Source organism: uncultured Megasphaera sp. (assembly GCF_958350005.1).
Taxonomy (GTDB): Bacteria; Bacillota; Negativicutes; order Veillonellales; family Megasphaeraceae; genus Megasphaera.
Genome location: NZ_CATWFF010000020.1, coordinates 1 through 18958, shown reverse-complemented (window position 1 = coordinate 18958; position 18958 = coordinate 1). Strand labels below are relative to the sequence as shown.

Annotated in this window: 21 protein-coding genes; 20 read left to right on the top strand and 1 reads right to left on the bottom strand. The window is 51.6% G+C overall.

Annotated elements, in window-relative coordinates:
- A partial coding sequence (locus Q3886_RS02435; RefSeq protein ID WP_301859573.1) for a hypothetical protein occupies positions 1–349 on the bottom strand: 349 nt, incomplete at its 3' end.
- A gap of 362 nt (positions 350–711) precedes the next feature.
- Here Q3886_RS02435 and Q3886_RS02430 point away from each other — a divergent pair.
- From Q3886_RS02430 to Q3886_RS02335, 20 genes are all read left to right on the top strand, one after another.
- Complete coding sequence (locus Q3886_RS02430) at positions 712–1041, top strand: hypothetical protein (RefSeq protein ID WP_301859572.1); 330 nt, start codon at positions 712–714, stop codon at positions 1039–1041.
- Between the two features lie 96 nt (positions 1042–1137).
- Positions 1138–1467 (top strand): hypothetical protein, encoded by a 330-nt coding sequence (locus Q3886_RS02425; protein WP_301859571.1) that lies wholly within the window; start codon positions 1138–1140, stop codon positions 1465–1467.
- Positions 1468–1480: 13 nt separating this feature from the next.
- The gene (locus tag Q3886_RS02420; protein ID WP_301859570.1) at positions 1481–2407 is read left to right on the top strand and encodes a DUF1351 domain-containing protein; all 927 of its coding nucleotides are present in this window, start codon (positions 1481–1483) and stop codon (positions 2405–2407) included.
- 4 nt (positions 2408–2411) lie between these two features.
- Entirely contained in the window at positions 2412–3470 is a 1059-nt protein-coding gene (locus Q3886_RS02415) for an ATP-binding protein (RefSeq protein ID WP_301859569.1), read from the top strand.
- A 12-nt stretch (positions 3471–3482) separates the two neighbouring features.
- The gene (locus Q3886_RS02410; RefSeq protein ID WP_301859568.1) at positions 3483–4049 is read left to right on the top strand and encodes a single-stranded DNA-binding protein; all 567 of its coding nucleotides are present in this window, start codon (positions 3483–3485) and stop codon (positions 4047–4049) included.
- Positions 4049–5416, top strand: coding sequence for a DEAD/DEAH box helicase (locus Q3886_RS02405; RefSeq protein ID WP_301859567.1), 1368 nt, complete (start codon positions 4049–4051; stop codon positions 5414–5416). Before Q3886_RS02410 ends, Q3886_RS02405 begins: the two co-directional genes overlap by 1 nt.
- 9 nt (positions 5417–5425) lie before the next feature.
- Complete coding sequence (locus tag Q3886_RS02400; protein WP_301859566.1) at positions 5426–5863, top strand: VRR-NUC domain-containing protein; 438 nt, start codon at positions 5426–5428, stop codon at positions 5861–5863.
- Positions 5833–7026 (top strand): ATP-dependent RecD-like DNA helicase, encoded by a 1194-nt coding sequence (locus tag Q3886_RS02395; RefSeq protein ID WP_301859565.1) that lies wholly within the window; start codon positions 5833–5835, stop codon positions 7024–7026. Before Q3886_RS02400 ends, Q3886_RS02395 begins: the two co-directional genes overlap by 31 nt.
- 2 nt (positions 7027–7028) lie before the next feature.
- On the top strand, positions 7029–9944 hold the full coding sequence (locus tag Q3886_RS02390) for a DUF927 domain-containing protein (RefSeq protein WP_301859564.1): 2916 nt from the start codon (positions 7029–7031) through the stop codon (positions 9942–9944).
- A 320-nt stretch (positions 9945–10264) separates the two neighbouring features.
- On the top strand, positions 10265–10771 hold the full coding sequence (locus Q3886_RS02385; RefSeq protein ID WP_301859563.1) for a hypothetical protein: 507 nt from the start codon (positions 10265–10267) through the stop codon (positions 10769–10771).
- 11 nt (positions 10772–10782) lie between these two features.
- Positions 10783–11319 carry a hypothetical protein gene (locus Q3886_RS02380; RefSeq protein WP_301859562.1) on the top strand — a complete coding sequence of 179 codons (537 nt, stop codon included), beginning with the start codon at positions 10783–10785 and terminating at the stop codon, positions 11317–11319.
- Positions 11320–11465: 146 nt separating this feature from the next.
- Positions 11466–11942: a hypothetical protein gene (locus tag Q3886_RS02375; RefSeq protein ID WP_301859561.1), complete on the top strand. Its 477-nt coding sequence runs from the start codon at positions 11466–11468 to the stop codon at positions 11940–11942.
- Between the two features lie 106 nt (positions 11943–12048).
- Entirely contained in the window at positions 12049–12549 is a 501-nt protein-coding gene (locus Q3886_RS02370; protein WP_301859560.1) for a terminase small subunit, read from the top strand.
- Positions 12539–13780 carry a PBSX family phage terminase large subunit gene (locus tag Q3886_RS02365; protein WP_301859559.1) on the top strand — a complete coding sequence of 414 codons (1242 nt, stop codon included), beginning with the start codon at positions 12539–12541 and terminating at the stop codon, positions 13778–13780. Before Q3886_RS02370 ends, Q3886_RS02365 begins: the two co-directional genes overlap by 11 nt.
- Positions 13781–15175, top strand: a complete 1395-nt coding sequence (locus tag Q3886_RS02360) for a phage portal protein (RefSeq protein ID WP_301859558.1) — start codon at positions 13781–13783, stop codon at positions 15173–15175.
- Positions 15168–15368 carry a hypothetical protein gene (locus Q3886_RS02355; protein ID WP_301859557.1) on the top strand — a complete coding sequence of 67 codons (201 nt, stop codon included), beginning with the start codon at positions 15168–15170 and terminating at the stop codon, positions 15366–15368. The genes Q3886_RS02360 and Q3886_RS02355 overlap by 8 nt, the downstream gene beginning before the upstream one ends.
- A gap of 16 nt (positions 15369–15384) precedes the next feature.
- Positions 15385–15789, top strand: coding sequence for a hypothetical protein (locus Q3886_RS02350; protein ID WP_301859556.1), 405 nt, complete (start codon positions 15385–15387; stop codon positions 15787–15789).
- Between the two features lie 57 nt (positions 15790–15846).
- Positions 15847–16482 (top strand): phage scaffolding protein, encoded by a 636-nt coding sequence (locus Q3886_RS02345; protein WP_301859555.1) that lies wholly within the window; start codon positions 15847–15849, stop codon positions 16480–16482.
- Positions 16482–17462 (top strand): major capsid protein, encoded by a 981-nt coding sequence (locus Q3886_RS02340; RefSeq protein ID WP_301859554.1) that lies wholly within the window; start codon positions 16482–16484, stop codon positions 17460–17462. Before Q3886_RS02345 ends, Q3886_RS02340 begins: the two co-directional genes overlap by 1 nt.
- 11 nt (positions 17463–17473) lie before the next feature.
- Complete coding sequence (locus Q3886_RS02335) at positions 17474–18904, top strand: minor capsid protein (RefSeq protein ID WP_301859553.1); 1431 nt, start codon at positions 17474–17476, stop codon at positions 18902–18904.
- The last annotated feature ends 54 nt before the right edge of the window (positions 18905–18958 follow it).

Below are 18958 nucleotides of genomic sequence, written 5' to 3'. Positions count from 1 at the left end.
CACAGATTTTATCTAATTTATATTCTTCGGCTTCCGCTGATTGTCGATAGATTTCGTAAAACGTTGGATAGAATTCTTTAATTTGTGTGGGAAGATTTAAAGTCGCTTGAGGAGACGGATAGACAGACGGAAAATTAAAAATCAAGTGATTATCACAGCTCCTGTACTTTGCGAAAAATATTTCATTACAAGATGGGCATTGGAGAATTAAGCCACATTGTTCATTTTCTGAATTTTCAGAATTATGGGATAGGACATTTGGCAATACCTTTGTATTACAGTGAGGACAAGACTTTGGAAGTTCACATTGAACAAAATTACCATTTAATACTAGCCTTTTTAGTGTCAATTTTATCACCTCCTTTCATGGGGATTATACCATGACGGGAGGTGGAGCACTACGGCGTGGGAAGGAGATTTTTATGGAACAGTTTCTCAGAGATATTATCGAATACTATCGCGATCCGGAAAACGTAAAGGCCTTCGAGGAATGGAAGGCTCGACAGAAAGACGGTGAATCAACATGACCTACACGTATGCGGATTACGTCCGCGAACATGAGAAAGCGCCCAGGAGGTACATCCCGCACTGCTGGGAGCCGGAGACCGTGAGCTGGCCCAGAGCGTTGATGCGGCACTGGCGCCGGCATGTGTACGACGGCAAGACCGTGCGGCTGCAGGATGGAAGAGTTTTAAGGAAGGGAGAAACGGTATGAAAAACGATATTAAAAAAGCCGTCACACTCGATGAACGTGACGATTACAACATGATTGACCGGGCAGCGATGGAAGGACTTTCCAAGGGACAGCAATCCCGCCATCCCGATGTGCCGGAGTGGGTCAATAAAAAGCCTATTACCGATGATACGAGATTCTGGCCCGTAGAAAACAACGATACAACGCAAGATGTTCTGGAATATGCTATGGACATGCAGGACGAGAACGATACGCTGCGGGCGGCTATTGTCGTATTGGGCTCGCTGTTATTAGGGGGCGCGATGATTCTGGCGACACTATATAACGGCGGCAGAATCCTGCTGTAAAGGGACAAGAAAAAAGCCGTCCTCTGTAGCAGCAGGGAACGGCTCACAAAAAATATGTATCCATGCTCATTGTAGCATGAGAATGAGAGGCCGACAATGACCAAATGCCAAGAATTGTATGAATTTTATAAGCAGAATCCCCAGGCGAAAAATGCAGAGGTAGCAGAAGCCCTGCACTGGGACCCGTATCATGTGCGGAAATATAAGTTCCGACTGAAGTCGCGGGGACTGATTGCCATTACGCCGGACGGCGTAGAAACGGCGCCGCTGTTTGCCGATGAAGACGTACAGGAGCCGTCGGCAAAATTTGCCGCCTATCAGCATTTATACGACGTGTGCGTCGAACGGCTGCAGACGAAAGACATGTCGGACAGTCAGTTTATTTCCCTGGTGCAAGAGATTCGCATGATTTTAGCCAAGATGTAAGGAGGACCTGAGAATGGAAGAAACAACCATGCTGCCGGCACTGGTGCCTGTAGAACCAAAGCTTACGACATTTGATGCTGTGCTGGAGTGGAACTATGCAGAAATTGAAGCCTATCTGAAAGCGGTGACAGAACGATACCGCAATCTTGTCGTAACCGATGACAACGTAGAGGACATGGGGAAGGTCAAGCGAGAAGTCGTGTCTCTTCGTACACGGCTGCAGAAATTTGAACGGGCGACAAAAACGAAGCTCAAGAAGCCTGTCGACGAGTTTACGATGCAGTGCCGGAACCTGCAGCAGATTGTGGCGTCCGTGGAAGAACCGCTGAATGCACAGCTGCAGATTTATGAAGACCGGCGTATTGCCGAGATAAAAGGACAGATTCAGCGGGAACTGGAAGCAAAAGCAGCGGCATTGGGCGTGCGAGATGCCTACCTGGAACAGGTCGTGTGGAATCCAAAATGGACGAACAAGACGGCGAAATGGTCGGAAACAGTTGTCGAAATCGATCATGAACTGGTTCGGCTCAAGGCAGTTCAGCAGGCTGACGACGATCGGCAGCAGCTGCTTCGGGACCGGATGGAAATGGCGGCGATGTACATCGAGCAGGCCAATGCCAAATACGGGCTAAAGTCGCCGCTGCAGGCGGAACAGGTATTGACACACGGCCTATTGTCTCAGGGCCTTTCCGATATTAAGACAGCCATATTCCGTGCCGCAGAAGAACGTAAAGCCGTGGAAACGGCAGCTGTTAAGGCAACCGTGCCCCCGCTTCCGCCATTGCCGCCGCTGCCGGATTCTGGCTCTGACATATCCGATACGGAGGACGATTACAAGGATATGGTTGTGACGATTCATCACGTCCATATGGGAGATTACGACCGTGTCTGCGCGGCCCTGGATCTGCTGTCCTATCCCTATGACGTGGAATTGAGGTGATACTATGGGAGTCTTTCAGAAAGCTGTCCGTCAGGCGGCAAAACTGCGTCTGGCTATTTCCGGGCCGTCTGGGTCCGGCAAGACCTATTCAGCACTGCTTATTGCCAGCGGCATCGTGCCGATGGAGAAGGTAGCTGTCATTGACACAGAAAACGGCAGTGCCAATTTATACGCCAACGTAGGCGGATACAGTGTGCTGACGCTGCATCCGCCATATACACCGAAGAAGTATATAGACGCGGTCCACGCTGCAGAGCAGGAAGGGTTTGAGCTGGTAATTATTGACAGCCTGTCCCATGCCTGGAGCGGCGAAGGCGGTCTCCTGGAACAGAAGGATAAGGCGACGGATGCCAAATATAAGGGCAACGGCTGGGCGGCCTGGCGGGAAATTACGCCGGAATATAACAAACTGGTAGAAACAATGCTGAACAGCCCGTGCCATATTATTGCAACCATGCGGTCTAAAACGGAGTATATGCAGGACGATTCCAGCGGCCGAAAACGAATTGTGAAGGTCGGAGCCGCACCGGTCCAGCGCGATGGGATTGAGTATGAATTCACCGTCGTGTTTGACCTGAGCATTGACCACGTGGCCAATGTCAGCAAGGACCGGACGCGGCTGTTTGACGGCCAGTATTTTGTGCCGACGCCGGCTGTGGGCACGGCTCTGAAACAATGGCTTGACGTCGGCGAACCAGCTGCCGCAGCACAGCCCGTCGAGCCTGCATCAGCATCACAGGCAGACCCAGCGGCTCCGGCGGCCACAAGCCAGCCCGTCGAGCCTGCGACAGCAACGGCAGTGCCTGTGCCGGCACAACCTGGCCCGCCTGTCGACAGTCAGTCTGACATCTATCTGATGGAGCTGCTTAAATTTGTCTGGGCCAAAGGAGGCTGGCAGCCGGATCAGCTGCCGGACTATGCGTCCAAACGCTGGGGCGGCAAGCCTTTTGCCGAAATAACGGCATCGGAAATATATGCGCTTATTGATGAAATCTGCCAGTACATCCATGTGGATCGGCGGGCGGCAGACGCAGAATTTCAACAGAAACATGTTCCCTTTTAGGAGGTATTGCACATGAACACATCATTTTACGGAAGACTTACTCGTGACCCTGAAATCAAAACGCCGCAGCATGGCGGAAATCCGTATACCAGTATTACCGTAGCCACACAGGTGCGAAGCAAAGATACGAACGGCAAGAATAAATCTGTTTTCGTCAATGCTACCGCTTTTGGCAAGAGCGGGGAAATCCTTGCTCAGTATTTTCATAAGGGTTCGCGCATTGTCGTGCACGGGGAAGTAAATGATATCAGCGCCTGGATCGGTAATCAGGACGGGCAGGCCCATTCGTCAGTCAGTATCAATATTACGGGCTTTGATTTTGTCGATACGAAGGCAGAAAATGCCCAGCAGGGGCAGCCGGCACCGACGTATGGCAATGCGGGATACGCCGCGCAGCCGCCGGCAACGCCGCAGCCAGCCGCACAGCCCTATGCTGCACCACCTGCGCCGCCAGCTCCTGCTACGGCAACAGGGTATACGATGCCGCCGGCATATCCGGCTCCTCCTGCGCCGTCAGCTCCTGCGACGCCTGCAACGCCGCCGTATGCCCAGCCTAATACGCAGGGAGCACCGTTCTAATGATTGCCTTACGGCCCTATCAGACGAAAATAGTACAGGCTGTATGGGATGCCTATGCACAGGGGGCGCGGCGTGTATGCGCTGTAGCCCCCTGTGGCGCAGGTAAGACCGTTATGGTTGGCTGGATGATTGCAAAGGCACAACTGCAGGGCGTGCGGACGCTGTTCATCGTACACCGCAAAGAACTGCTGGATCAGGCGGACCGGACGTTTCAATCTATGGACATCCATCACGGCGTGATTGCATCCGGCGTTCCTATGGACGCTTCGCAGTCGGTACAGATTGGCAGTACCCAGACCGTGGCCAAACGGCTGGAGCAGCTTCCAGACGTCCAGTTTATTGTCATCGACGAAGCGCACCATGCAACGGCTGCTACGTGGCGAAAGATTATGTCCTGGTATCCTGAGGCCCATGTTCTCGGTGTAACGGCAACGCCGGCGCGCCTGGGCGGCTCGGGACTGGGAGACGTGTTTGATACGCTGATTATGGGGCCGTCCGTACAACAGCTGATCGAGTGGGGCAATCTGGCACCGTACCGGTATTTTGCGCCGCCCAGCAAGGCCAATATGGGCGCTGTGCACAGCCGGATGGGCGATTATGTCAAATCGGAGCTGGAACAGGCTGTAAACGACGCCGACATTATCGGCGATATTGTAGAGAACTATCGGAAACTGGCTGATGGGAAACAGGCCTGCTGCTACTGCGTCACGCGAAAGCACAGCGAGCATGTGGCGGCCCTGTTCCGGGAAGCCGGAATTCCGGCGCAGCATGTCGACGGAGACACGGATAAATCCCTGCGAAATGCGATTATCGAGCGGTTCCGCCGTCGAGAAATCAAGGTCCTGTGCAATGTCGATTTGTTCGGCGAAGGGTTTGACGTGCCTGGTATGGAAGCCGTTATTCTGGCCAGGCCGACGCAATCCCTGACGTTATACATACAGCAGGCCATGCGGGCTATGCGCCCCGATCCGGAGAATCCCCATAAAGTCGCCGTCATTATCGACCATGCCGGCAACTGTTTCCGTCACGGGCTTCCTGATGAAGATCGGGAATGGACGCTGGACGTCAAGCCGAAGCGGAAGCGGTCCGGCACAACGGTACCGATTACGATGTGTGAAAAATGTTACCAGGTCTATGAGTCGCATTTGCGAGTATGCCCGTATTGCGGATATGCAAAGCCGGCGGCTGCCCGGGAACTCAAGCAGGCCGACGGGGATTTGCAGGAAATTGCCCGCATCAAGCGGGAACGACGGATGGAAATTGGCCGGGCGAAGACGAAGAAAGAACTGGAATCGATTGCCATTGCACGGGGCTATAAATTGGGCTGGGTGTCTAAAATGGCCCACGTGAAAGGCATTAAAGGATAGGAGATAGGCATGACAAGAGAACATGATTTGCAGAATAAAATACGACTGTATATATCGAAAAACCAACTGGGCACGTTGTTCCGCGGTAATGTCGGACGCGGATGGACAGGCGACGCACAGCATATGAATCTGACGCCGGGCAGCAATACGCTGGTTCTTTCCAATCCGCGGCCCTTTCAGACGGGCCTGCCTGTCGGATTTCCCGACTTGTTTGGTTTCGTGCCGGTAACGATTACGCCGGATATGGTCGGCCAACGGATTGCCGTATTTGCGGCCGTCGAAGTGAAGCAGAAGACGGGCCGGGTCAGTGTCAAGCAGAAAGAAATGCTTGCCTTCCTGCAGCAGCAGGGGGCCTGGGCCGGCGTTGCCCGGACCGTAGAGGATGCGGCCTGCATTTTACAGGGGAGGAGTGAACCATGCTCAACGGACAACAGCAAAACGCGCTGAACAAGGCAAAAAAATGGTATAAAGACGGCAATACACAGATATTTAAATTAGCCGGCTACGCAGGAACGGGGAAAACCTTTACAGCCCAGGCTATTGCTGATGAGCTGGCTGGTGAGAATACGGCATTTTGCGCCTTTACTGGCAAGGCGGCGCTGGTGATGCGGCAAAACGGCATGTGTGCCAAAACGATTCATTCGCTGATTTATGACGTCGACACAGTCACTGTCAACACGCCAGGCGGTCCGCGAAAGCGGGTTGTGTCGACGCTGAAAGAACGGCTGAATCCAAAGCCGAAACTGATTATTGTCGACGAAGCCTCGATGGTCGGGAAAAAGATGCTGAATGACTTACGCTCGTTTGATATTCCCATTCTTGCGATTGGCGACCCATTCCAGCTGCCGCCGGTCTGCGATGAGGAATCGGAGCTGCTGCAGCATCCGGATGTTATTCTGGATGAGATTGTCCGGCAAGATTCGGGCAGCGCTATCCCGCACCTGGCTGACAAGATCCGCAAAGGCATTCCGTTACTTCCGGATGAGTCCGTCAGCGGCGTCATATACCAGCTGCCGAAATCGATGATGGATACAGACTTGCCGCAGATACTTCCCTGGGCCGGGCAGATTATTGCCGGCCGCAACGCGACGATTCAGGCTCTGAATGCCAAGGCGCGCATGATTTTGGGGCACATGAGCCAGGATCTGCCGGAATCAATGGAAAAGCTGATTTGCAAGCGAAATGACTGGAGCAGCATCCTCGAAGGCGGAACGGGCACGTACCCCCTGGTAAACGGCATGATTGGGTATTGCCGACATATTCGTGAAGAGGAACACCGTATAAAAACGCCGTGGCGGGGAAAACGGCCCCATGTGACGTATGACCATGTCATGGATTTTATCCCTATTGGCGATTACCGCGGTGTTTTCAAAGACCTCGTGTTTGAGCCGAAATCGCTGTTTTGCGACGCCGATCAGCGCCGGTGGATGCGGAAACTTATTTTTCAGTTTGCCTATTGCATTACCTGCCATGCAGCGCAGGGAAGTGAATGGAACCGCATTGTTGTGTTCGACGATAGCTGGCCGTCAGGGAGTGATCCTTTATTTCAGGCGCGCTGGCAGTATACGGCAATTACGCGGGCGAAACAAGAATTAGTCTGGATGCGATAAGTATGGATACTACATTTTTAGATGCTATATATAAAGGCATGAGCGGCTACGTCTATCTGTGGACGCCGCAGAAAAAGCTGTCGCATCAGTTTCCTGTGTCGCAGACCGCGGAGATGATGGACAAGGCCGCAGCGCTTACAACACAGCATATGGACGTGTTTTATTCGCTCGGTGCTGTGCGAACGCCGCTAAAGTCCATTCTATTGCGGGCGAAACAGGATGATGTGTATCAGTTAGGCACCTTTTGGGCTGACATTGATATTGCCGACGCTGCTTCTCACGCCAAAACCAACCTGCCGCCAGATATTCCATCAGCGCTGTCGCTGATACCGGAGAACCTGCCGCCGTCTGTCGTTGTCAGTTCCGGTCATGGTCTCCACGTATACTGGCTGCTGGATGAGCCCATTACGATTACAGATGAAAACCGACAGGATGTCATGGCGGCAGCCCGAAAGGTACAGCAGCTGCTTCGTAATCGGGCCAGCCGCAAGGGATGGCACATTGACCCTGTGGCGGACCTGTCCCGCGTGCTGCGGGTTCCTGGTACGTACAATTACAAGAGTGATCCTGTACAGTGTGAGGTCATCGATGCATCCTATGACCTGCGGTATGACTACGATTTGCTGTCAAATCTGGCCGTTGAGATTCCAAAGAAGACGGAAAAACGGGAAGCGACATTTAAGCGGCGTGAAACGGACGGCAACGCCAAATATATGCTGGCAAACTGCCGGTTTTTGCAGCACTGCCAGATTGATGCGGCAACGATTTCCTATGACGAGTGGCTGGCCATGCTGACGAATGTGGCCAGGGCGTCCGACGGCGTTGCGGCTTGTCACGAGTTGTCCCGAATTGACCGCCGCCGATACGATGAGCGGCAGGTGCAGGAGAAAATTGACGAGGCCCTGGAACATATGGCGCCGGCAACGTGCGAATATATCCAGAAGACGCTGCACTTCACCGGCTGCGATGCGTGTCAGGTAAAATGTCCGTCGTCATGGTCCCTGGCGGCCATCCCCAAGGCGCGGGCTGTCGTCCGTGATATTTCCATTCCGACAGCAGACGCGGTGTTTACACCGGAGGTCATGGGGAGCCTGGCACTCTTGCAGGACAAGGACAGCATGGAGTTTGCCAGATTCAAAGATCGATGCAAGGGGCATGTCAATCTGAATGATTTATCCAAGGCCCTTGCACAACAGAGGCAGCAGCATATGCATGTCGTCCCGAAAGACCATGCTGAGGCCGGCGATAACGCACGGGATGTTACGACGCAGCGCATTCTTCCGGACTGCCCTATTGACCTGATTATCCCGCCGGGATTCGCTGTATCTGCTCATGGCATAGAGCAGATACAGAAGACGGAAAACAACGGCGAAAAGCGGAATTTAGCCAGCGGTTCGCCGATCGTCCTGACGGCGCGCATCTTCAATGTCGATACAGACCAGGAAAAGGTCGAGCTGTGCTTTCAGTATTATCGTCAATGGCGGCGCGTCGTCCAGGCCCGCAGTACTGTTTTCAATAGCCGCAGTATCATCAAGCTGGCCGATTACGGCATCGATGTGACGTCGGAGTCGAGTAAGTACCTGGTGAAATACCTGCAGGACCTGGGAAACATCAATGTACAGCGTATTCCACTGCAATACAGCGTGTCCCGCCTGGGTTGGCGCAATCATGAGACGGAATTTGTACTGCCGCAGCGCACGTCCTATCGGATTGAGCTGGACGATGACGGCGATATGACATCAGCCTTCGTTGAATCAGGGACACTGGAAGGCTGGAAACAGCTTGCCTGCGAGGTCCGTCAGCATCCCTATGCCCGCCTGGTGCTTGCTGCCGGATTTGCGGCGCCGCTGCTGCGCATTTCGCCGCATCGCCGGAACTTCCTGCTCTATTTCTGGGGGACGTCCGGCGGCGGTAAGACGGCAGCCATTAAGTTTGCCCTGTCGCCATGGGGAATCCCAGATCAGCTCATGACGTCGTTTCTGACAACGAAGAACGGGCTGGAACGAAAGCTGCAGCTGTCGTCGGATTTCCCTGTCGGCATTAATGAACGACAGGTTGCCGGCGGCGGTAAAGACAAGCAGGAACAGCTGGAATATATTGCCTACATGCTGGAAGGCGGCAAAGGCAAGGGCCGGGCCAGCAAAACGGGCCTGCAGCGGACGGCGTCGTGGCGTGTTATCGGCATTGCCAACGGCGAAGAACCACTGACCAAGGAAAACTCTATTCAGGGCGTCAAGAACCGGGTTCTTGAAATCAACACGTCGCCTATTCTGCCAGATGAGTTGGCCAGAAAATGCCATATCAGCGACCAGTACGGTATTGCCGGGCCGCGGTTTATGGACGACGTGCTGCAGGATAAAGCGTCCGTCGGTGTCGTGTATAACGATGTGGCAGCATACCTGTCACAGCACTTCTGGGGATATTCCGAAGCCCATTTATCTGCCGTTAGCCTGTTGGCGACGACGGACTATCTCGTCAGTCTGTGGCTGTTCGGCGAAGAGGCGAATACAGCCATGCAGGAAGCGCTGGCTATGGCAGGACAGGCTATGAGATCCCTGCCGACGAAGGACCAGCTATCGGATGTGGCGCGGGCCTGGGAGTTTGTGGAAAACTGGATCAGTGCCAACGCATCCAAGTTTATCCGTACGCCAGACGACCGGTATACGCCGCCGCTGCTTGGATTTTGGAAGGACAATAAGCTCTGTATTTACCCTGAGGGGCTGACAAAGGCCATGGAAGACAATGGGTTTAGTCCGGCGAAGCTTCTGAAAGAGTTCGCTCTGGCCGGGAAAATCGACACCGAATCAGAACCGTCGTCAGGTAAAGTACGATATCGCAGACGTATGCGTGATATAAATGGCCAACTGGTAAGAGTTATCAGTATTTCTGACGCAGGCAGGCAGAAACCGCTGTTTTAGCTTGTTCCCGCTAATTTTGCGAGTGGGCATTTTTTCCCACTAATTTTTGGAAGAGTGGGAACAGGATGAAGCCAGTAAACAAGCGGATTATAGGGTATAGATATAGATTGTTCCCACTGTTCCCACTACTTATATATTAAACGTAAGATTTTACTACCTACCCTTTAACTCTATAAGGGTAAGGGTGGTTTTAAAAATACACATACCCTTTTGAAAATTAGTGGGAACAACTTCTTGGGCCTGAAAACCCGCATAAATACTAGGGTTTTGGCACTGTAGTTGTTCCCACTCTGAGGGGGAACAGAAAAAAGGGAGGCAATATGATGGATTTGCAGCGTGTGAAATCGGCGTTTGCCGAAATCCTGTCAGAGTGGGAAACGCCAAAACTTAAAACGTTGGAGCGGGACCCTACTATTATACAACTGACAGAGAATCTCGTTTTGAAGGTCGAAGCACAGCGAAATCCGGCACAATGGCCGGTCAATGATTATACGGACGAATTTAAAGATTATCATCCGGGCGATCATTATCAATGGATGTGGTTATTCTTCCATGCGCCGTTCTACTCGGCGGAACTGGCTGATGTATTGTGCTTCCTGCGCTGTAATGGGTCTATATTGGTTCAAGACCCTACCTATGGGTATCGAATAGAACCGATTATTGGCGGGCATGGATGGAAAGACCGGCAGGCCTATGACGACACGAAAGCACCGCTTGCCGGATATATGAATGAAGTAATTGCATTATTAAAGAACCTGCGGATTGCCGAACAGCAGGGGAAAGTAATTCCGGCAGCGGCATATCAGCAGGGCAGATTAGGAGAATAGGAGGGATGGGAATGTACCTATCGAATCAAGCCCGGCGACATACGGCTGCCAATGCGGCGATTGTCAGCACGGAGGTATTAATTTATCAGGCCTTACATGACAAGTATGGTTTTGGCCGAGGTAGATTTGCCAGAATCGAGAACCTTGTTGATGGATATAGCCAACATATCAATCATAATGGTGACCGGTATATAGGTTATCGGGACAAGCTTGATGATGCAGGATTGGATTTGCAGTTGAAGCGGGATTTTATTCGCTGGATCAAAAAGGCCCTTGGTATTAGTGGTAAGGCAGAACGCACTGGGGCTGAGGCTGGTATGGAGTATACGTATACACTGATGCTGTATGCGCTATGGGATGTATTTGGCTTTCGCCAGGGGCGTCTACGCTGGTTGCAGGAGAAGCTGAAGTTTTATGCCGGTATTATTTTGGAAGGGGAGGTACGTATCCCAGAATTTATGAAGTGTATGGCACTGGAATGCGGGCAGAAATTTCAGTATCTTGAATCATGGGAGAAACAATATGGGGAGCTGAAGATATATGGATAACGCAGAAGTAAGCTGCAATACGTGTGTGTACGCCCACTGCCATACCAAGGACTATCCCTGTTGTGAATGCAGTCCGCATACGCTGAGCAAGTGGAAGTCCATGCAGGAGCCTGATATGAAGCAATGTCAAACAGGGAGGGATGACAATGACAGCTGATGAGTATTTATCACAGTACAAGGATATTCCCGCTGAGATACAGCAGCGGAGTAAGCTGATCCGGCGGATGGAACGGGAAATGTTTTCCGGACCATCTGAAAAAATTACAGGGCGCATATCGCCTGACACCGGAAGAACCAGTCAGCAAAGTTTTTGGAGTGCAGAAGATTTCGAGAGGTTCAAAAAGCAACTGCAGCGACAGAAGAATATTGTGTCACAGTACCGCCAGTATGAAGATACAGTATTACAGCAGATTGACAGTATCGAGGAACGGAATCTGCGCATCGTGCTATTGGGGCGGTATATCGGCGATGAAACATGGCGGGAAATTGCGATGGTGATGGATAAAACAGAGGACCATGTACGGCAAACATTGCACAAAAGAGCTCTTGAAGAGTTTGAACGAAAATTTTCAAAAAAATTTTACAAACTCACTTCGGAAATCCCCTACCATCCCCACCCTTGACATGATAGACTATATACTGAGATATTAGAAAAAAGAGATGCTGTGGCAAACACGGCGTCTCTTTTTTGTTGGGAAAAAACTAGGCTAGGCGGTGGTGAAGCATGTAATGAAATTGACGGAACGGCAGCGGCGATTTGTTGAGGCCTATATTGAAACAGGAAATGCAACAGAAGCAGCAAGACGGGCTGGATACAGCGAGAAAACAGCACGAGTGACGGGACAAGAAAACCTGCTAAAACCTGCCATCCAACAAGCTATTGACAGCCGCATGAAAGAGATCGAAAAGCTGAAGACAGCGACGCCGGAAGAAATTATGCAGCACCTGACAGCAGCCATGCGGGGACAGATACGGGAAGAAGTTGTTGTATCTGAGCTGAATGGCGATGGCGGGTCAGAAACGAAGATTGTCAAAAAGCAGATCAGCGCCAGGGACAGGCTGAAAGCGGCTGAGCTGCTGTTGAAGCGGTATCCCTTGAAATTAGACGTAGAAGAGCAGCGGCTGCGGAATGAAAAACTCAAAGCCGAAGTATCAGCTATGCAGGATACGGGCAGCGAAGAGGCTATACAGATTATTGATGATTTAGGAGGGGATGGACATGCAGATTAGAGTATCCACATTGGTAGCGCCGCATTTTGCCGGCGTCCATCGCGCGTGCAACCAGCATGCCTATACCCACTACTGGCTTAAAGGCGGGCGGGGCAGCACAAAATCCAGTTACATCAGTATTGAGCTTATTCTTCAGCTCCTGCGGCATCCTGACTGCCACGCCGTAGTCATGCGTAAGGTAGGCAATACGCTGCGGAACTCCGTATTTCCCCAGCTGGAATGGGCTATTGAATCATTGGGACTGACTGCGTATTTCAAGACACGCACGTCGCCGCCGGAAATGACCTATAGCAAGACAGGGCAGAAAATCCTGTTTCTTGGTGTTGACGACAAAAGCAAAATTAAATCGCTGAAACTTCCCTTTGGCTATGTGGGCCTAGTGTGGTACGAAGAGCTGGATCAGTTTGCCGGCATGGATGAAATCCGCAATTTAAACCAGTCTTTATTGCGCGGCGGCCCGGCTTACTGGTGCTTTTATTCCTTCAATCCACCGAAAAGCCGGAACAACTGGGTCAACGAAGAGCAGCTTCTTGACGATGCGGACCGCCTGGTTGACCACTCGACGTATTTGGGCGTTCCGCCGGCCTGGCTGGGAGAGCAGTTTTTACTGGAAGCAGAAAAGCTGAAGGCGAAAAATGAGACGGCCTACAATCACGAGTATCTTGGCGAAGTGACGGGTACAGGCGGCGCTGTTTTTGAAAATGTAGAAGATATGGCCATGACGAACGAGCAAGTCAGTCAGTTTGACCGCCTTCATGACGGTCTGGACTTCGGATTTGCCGTAGACCCGCTGGCTTACGTCGCCATGCAGTACGACGCCAAACACGAAGAGCTGTATATTTTCGATGAGATATACCAGCAGAAACTGACGAACCGGCAGGCAGCTGAACGGATACAGCAGAAGTCGAAGGGACGACGGATTACGGCCGACAGTGCAGAACCCAAATCCATCGCGGAAATGCGGGATTATGGCCTTTCGATTACAGGGGCCCGGAAAGGTCCGGACAGCGTAGACCACGGCATGAAATGGCTGCAGAACCTGGCACATATTTATATTGATAAACGGCGATGCCCCAATACGTACCGGGAATTCGTCAATTATGAATATGAACGGAATCGGGACGGCCAGTTTATTTCATCTTATCCGGATAAGGACAATCACGCCATCGATGCTACACGCTATGCCATGGAACGGGATATGCCGCGGGCACGAATCCGCATTTTGAAGTAGGTGAAGAGATTGGATATACAAGGTGCAAAGAAGTTAATCGCCCAATATACAGAAGGGCATGCAGACTTTATGAATCATGCCTGGACGGCTGAGCGATACTACAGGGTGCAGAATGATATCCTGCTGGACAAAACGAAGAAAAGTGATGACGTACAGAATCCGCAGCGGAAAGCAGACAATCGTCTGCCCCACAGCTTTTATAAGCTGCTGGTAGACCAGAAAGTGGCCTATATGTTTACGGCACCGCCATTATTCGATGTACAGAATGACGCACAAAATCAGCTGATTACTCATGATTTGGGCGATGCTTTTTCCAAACGCTGCAAGGACCTGGCCGTCAATGCCAGCAATGCCGGTATTGCCTGGGTGCATTACTGGCAGGACAGTAACGGATTTGGCTGGGGCGTTGTACCATCGGCCGAGATTATTCCTGTCTGGTCGCCCAGGCTGGACCATACGCTGCTGGCAGTACTGCGGGTATACTCAGATATAGACGACACAGGCGAACAGTACGACGTGTATGAATACTGGACCGATACGGAGTGCCAGGCTTTTCGCAAACGGGTCAGCGATACCGTGCAGGAGGGCCTCATGGACTGGCCATGCTTTACGGAGTTTTACGACGCCGGCCTGTCTGATGCAGCAAACGAATACCGCCACGACTTTGGCCGTGTGCCTTTTATCCCATTTGGCAATAATAATCTGCGTACGAGCGATTTAGATCAGGTCAAGCCGCTGATCGACGCCTATGATAAGACATACAGCGGGTTTATGAATGATCTGGAAGATGTGCAGGAAGTCATCTTTGTTCTGACCAACTACGGCGGCGAAGACCTGGAAGGCTTTTTGAAGAATATCAAGTACTATAAAGCCATCAACCTGGATAACAACGGCGGCAGCGATGCCAGCGGCGTGTCTACCCTTACCATTGACATTCCAGTAGAAGCGCGGGATAAAATGCTGGAACTGACACGTAAATCCATCTTTGATATGGGGCAGGGCGTGGACCCGCAGCAGCAGGGACTGGACGCAACCAGCGGCGAAGCCATGAAATTCCTGTATGCACTGCTGGAGCTGAAAGCCGGCATGATGGAAACAGAGTTCCGTCTGGGTTTTGCTGAGCTGGTACGGGCTATCCTGCAGTTCCATGGGCAGTCGGCCGCATCCATTACGCAGACCTGGACACGCACGTCGATTCGCAATGATGCGGAACTGGTCGATATGTGCAGCAAGTCGCAGGGGATTATTTCCCGCAAGACGATTCTGAAGAATCACCCCTTTGTAGACAACGTCGAGAATGAGGAAAAAGAGCTGCAGGCAGAGGAAGAGGAACAGGCCAAACGAGATAACCTGTATGACGACATGAATGATGAGGGAGGTGAGGGCGATGTATAAGTGGTTGTTACGATACATTAAACAATTTGATGAAGATTTCCCGGTCTCAGTGGTAAAGGGGTACAGTGAGTACGAAATTTGCCGCATGATACAGGAATGTTGTGAGACTGGAGAAAAATTTGAAGTACCTGCCAGCGGCGCCGATCCTATTGTGGGTACGGCCGTCGTTGGCGAGGCAGTTGTAAGCGCATAAACAGGAGGAAACAGAGATGGCATACACAAAAAAGACATGGGCGACCGGCGACGTGATTACAGCTGATGCCCTGAACAACATGGAAACGGGGATTGAAGCAGCCAATACCAGAGCTATGACACCGGGGCCGCAGGGAGAACAAGGCCCTAAAGGCGATAAAGGTGACAAGGGCGATAAAGGCGATACTGGTGCAGCAGGCGCAGCCGGACCCGCTGGCCCTGCTGGTAAGACTGGTGCTGCCGGTGCTGCTGGCCCTAAGGGTGATAAAGGCGACAAGGGGGACAAGGGCGACCCGGGAATTACTAAGCAGGCAGCTATTGCCGATGTGGCAGACGGGGCGGATGCGGCAGCGCTGCGTACATCTGTCAATGCAATTTTGACAGCCTTGCGGGCTGCCGGCGTGATTAACGCGAATTCGTAACTCGTATGATAACAGACGAGGCAGGTTACCTCGGTAAAAACCGGAGAGGAGATTTATATGACAACGGAAGAATTGATTGCCAATTTAGGTATTGCAGAAGACAAGAAAGCGGACGCCGCAAAAACGGTGGCCGCTTTTTTAGACGGCGCCTATGTGCCGAAATCTCGTTTTAATGAGGTCAACGAGGAAAAGAAGACCTTGCAGCAGACCGTATCCGAACGGGATAAGCAGCTGGAAACACTGAAAAAGAATACTGGCGACAACGAAGCCCTGAAAAAGCAGATTAAAGAGCTGCAGGATAAAAACAAGGCCGATGCAGCAGAAGCAGAAGCCAAGATGAAAGACCTGCGGCTGACGGCTGCCATTCAGGTAGCGGTTGCCGGCAGTGCCCAGGATGCGGATATCGTGGCCGGGCTGTTTGATAAAGATAAACTCGTCCTCGGCGAGGACGGAAAAGTCGCCGGCCTTGACGAACAACTCAAGACAATCAGAGAAGCGAAGCCCTTTCTGTTCAAGGAAGATAAAAAGCCGCCGGAATATAAGCCCAATGGCGGCAATGGCGGAGGGCCGACAAATCCCTTTGCCAAGGAAACCTTTAACCTGACAGAACAGGGCCGTTTATTTAAAGAAAATCCCAAGCAGGCGCAGGCCCTGGCCGCGGCTGCCAATATTACGATTGGAGGAACTGACTAATGGCAGGAACAACACTTACCGACATTATTGTGCCGGAATTATTTAACCCGTACGTAATCAATCGTACGATGGAATTATCTGCGCTGTACTCGTCCGGCATCATTTCGACGAGCCCTGAATTCACTCGACTGGCATCGGAAGCGGCACGCACGCATAATATGCCGTTCTTCGAAGACCTGACAGGAGAATCGCAGAACATCATTGAAGGGAAACAGATTGAATTCCAGAAAATTACGTCCAACAAAGACGTATCGACGACCATCATGCGGCAGCAGAAATGGTCTGCTACGTCCCTGGCCGCAGCTCTTGCCGGCTCGGACCCCATGAAGGCTATTGCTGACCTTGTATCCCGGTACTGGGCCCGTGAATATCAGGCGGAGCTGATTAATCTGCTGAAAGGCGTGTTTGCAGCACCGACTATGGCCGATCATGTACTGGATATTTCCGGCGGCACGAAAACAGCGGCTTACATTTCGGCATCTGTGTTCATTGATGCCCTGCAGCTCCTGGGCGATGCACAGGACCAGCTGACGGCGGTAGCTATGCACTCGGCAACCAAGGCATACCTGAAAAAACAGAACCTGATTACCACCCAGCGTGACAGCAATTCTGTTGAATTTGAAACCTATCAGGATCGCCGGGTCATTGTCGATGATGGCTGCCCCGTAGAAGGAGAAGGTGCTGACAAGGTGTATACGACGTATCTCTTCGGCCAGGGTGCTGTGGCCTTTGGTGAAGGCAATCCGGTCGGCTTTGTCCGTACAGAAACAAGACGAGATCCCGACGTAGGTGCCGGCGTCAACATGCTGTACAATCGTCACTGCTTCATTATGCATCCTCGTGGAATTGCATGGCAGAACGTGGCCAGAGAAAACGTAGAATCGCCGTCCCGGGCAGAGCTGGCTAATCCGGATAACTGGAAGCGGGTCTATGAACCGAAGCAGATTCGTATGGTAGCGCTGAAGCATAAGCTGGGCTAGGAGGATGAGCCATGGACAGTGAAGCCTATTGGAAGCAGCGGGCAGAAGAGCGGGAGAAATACTGGCACAAAATCTGCCAGGAAACAATCGAGGCACAGCTGGCCGACTATTACCAGGCTTCACTGAGCCGCATCCAGACTGATATTGCCGCCTTATATGGGCGTTTTGCGGTGGATAATGAGCTGAGTATTGCTGAAGCGTATAAACTGCTGACAGGGAAAGAATTTCGCCAGTGGCGCATGAGCATGGAAGCGTACCTGAAGCAGATTCAGGACAGCGGCGATAAAGGATTGGAGCGAGAGCTGAATACGCTGGCCATGCGCAGCCGCATCAGCCGCCTGGACAAGCTATACAGCGAAACACTGCAGGAGCTGGACAGGCTGGGGCGTAAAACCTCCAAAGACATGACCGATTTTCTGACCGAGGCGTACAAAGATAACTACTATCGCGGTACTTACGATATTGCTAAGGCAGGAGAGCTGAAAAACGCCGTGTCAAAAGTCGATTCCAAGGCGCTGGAAGATGTGCTGCGGACGCGGTGGAGCGGGAAGAACTACAGCGAGCGTATCTGGAAGAACCAGAAGCTGCTGGCCAAGACCATCAAAGACGAAATGCTGACAGCCGTGCATCGCGGCGAGAGCGTCGAAAAAATCTCGAAGCGTATTGCCACGCGCATGAACGTCGGCATCAGCAACGCCCGCCGTCTCGTGCGGACAGAAATGAACTACGTCCATAACCAGGCAGCGCTGGACAGCATCCACGATGCGGGCATGAAGTACTTCCGTTTCATTGCTACCCTGGACCGGCGCACATCGGCCATTTGCCGGGCCCATGACGGCCATGTATACCCCGTATCAGAAGCAGCCTCGGGAACCAACGTACCGCCGCTGCATCCGAACTGCCGTTCCACCATTGCCGGCAGCCTGTATGGGCCGGGGAAGGCAAAGACAGGCACACGGGCAGCCAGAAACCAACAGACGGGCAAGACCGTCTATGTACCGGCAAATATGCAGTATGAAGACTGGAAAACTGTGTATGTCGACAAGACGAAAACACTGGAAGAGTGGCAGGAAGACAAGAGAAATGCTATAATTAAAACGAAAATAGAAAGCAGTTTAAAGAAAATTGGGATTAAATTCCAAAAATTGCATTATCCACCTAAAGAGATAAATCTTCATACCATATCCTTTGATGATAATCATATCAATCATGAGCGAAATCATGGAGTTACAAAAGAAACGGCTATTTCATTAATAGAAAAAGCTGTTATATCTATAACTAGATATAACGGAAGAAATGAGATATATGGTAGTTCCCTTGGGTGGGTGTATATTTTAGACGGGTATATTAAGACTGTTTTTCAAAGTTCAGAATTCGATTCTAAGGCCAAGTCTTTAGCGGAGGATTTAAAAAATAATGAAAGTGATGTGTCCAGTTATTAACAAAGAAATTTAAGATTATGACTGCATGGAATATGCAAACATCTAAGAAAGAAT

Coding starts and splice junctions, on each gene's coding strand:
- Q3886_RS02395 (WP_301859565.1), top strand. CDS start 5,833: ATGCTCAACGGACAACAGCAAAACGCGCTGAACAAGGCAAAAAAATGG.
- Q3886_RS02355 (WP_301859557.1), top strand. CDS start 15,168: ATGTATAAGTGGTTGTTACGATACATTAAACAATTTGATGAAGATTTC.
- Q3886_RS02405 (WP_301859567.1), top strand. CDS start 4,049: ATGATTGCCTTACGGCCCTATCAGACGAAAATAGTACAGGCTGTATGG.
- Q3886_RS02380 (WP_301859562.1), top strand. CDS start 10,783: ATGTACCTATCGAATCAAGCCCGGCGACATACGGCTGCCAATGCGGCG.
- Q3886_RS02385 (WP_301859563.1), top strand. CDS start 10,265: ATGATGGATTTGCAGCGTGTGAAATCGGCGTTTGCCGAAATCCTGTCA.
- Q3886_RS02420 (WP_301859570.1), top strand. CDS start 1,481: ATGGAAGAAACAACCATGCTGCCGGCACTGGTGCCTGTAGAACCAAAG.
- Q3886_RS02400 (WP_301859566.1), top strand. CDS start 5,426: ATGACAAGAGAACATGATTTGCAGAATAAAATACGACTGTATATATCG.
- Q3886_RS02425 (WP_301859571.1), top strand. CDS start 1,138: ATGACCAAATGCCAAGAATTGTATGAATTTTATAAGCAGAATCCCCAG.
- Q3886_RS02340 (WP_301859554.1), top strand. CDS start 16,482: ATGGCAGGAACAACACTTACCGACATTATTGTGCCGGAATTATTTAAC.
- Q3886_RS02410 (WP_301859568.1), top strand. CDS start 3,483: ATGAACACATCATTTTACGGAAGACTTACTCGTGACCCTGAAATCAAA.
- Q3886_RS02430 (WP_301859572.1), top strand. CDS start 712: ATGAAAAACGATATTAAAAAAGCCGTCACACTCGATGAACGTGACGAT.
- Q3886_RS02365 (WP_301859559.1), top strand. CDS start 12,539: ATGCAGATTAGAGTATCCACATTGGTAGCGCCGCATTTTGCCGGCGTC.
- Q3886_RS02390 (WP_301859564.1), top strand. CDS start 7,029: ATGGATACTACATTTTTAGATGCTATATATAAAGGCATGAGCGGCTAC.
- Q3886_RS02415 (WP_301859569.1), top strand. CDS start 2,412: ATGGGAGTCTTTCAGAAAGCTGTCCGTCAGGCGGCAAAACTGCGTCTG.
- Q3886_RS02350 (WP_301859556.1), top strand. CDS start 15,385: ATGGCATACACAAAAAAGACATGGGCGACCGGCGACGTGATTACAGCT.
- Q3886_RS02345 (WP_301859555.1), top strand. CDS start 15,847: ATGACAACGGAAGAATTGATTGCCAATTTAGGTATTGCAGAAGACAAG.
- Q3886_RS02370 (WP_301859560.1), top strand. CDS start 12,049: ATGAAATTGACGGAACGGCAGCGGCGATTTGTTGAGGCCTATATTGAA.
- Q3886_RS02375 (WP_301859561.1), top strand. CDS start 11,466: ATGACAGCTGATGAGTATTTATCACAGTACAAGGATATTCCCGCTGAG.
- Q3886_RS02335 (WP_301859553.1), top strand. CDS start 17,474: ATGGACAGTGAAGCCTATTGGAAGCAGCGGGCAGAAGAGCGGGAGAAA.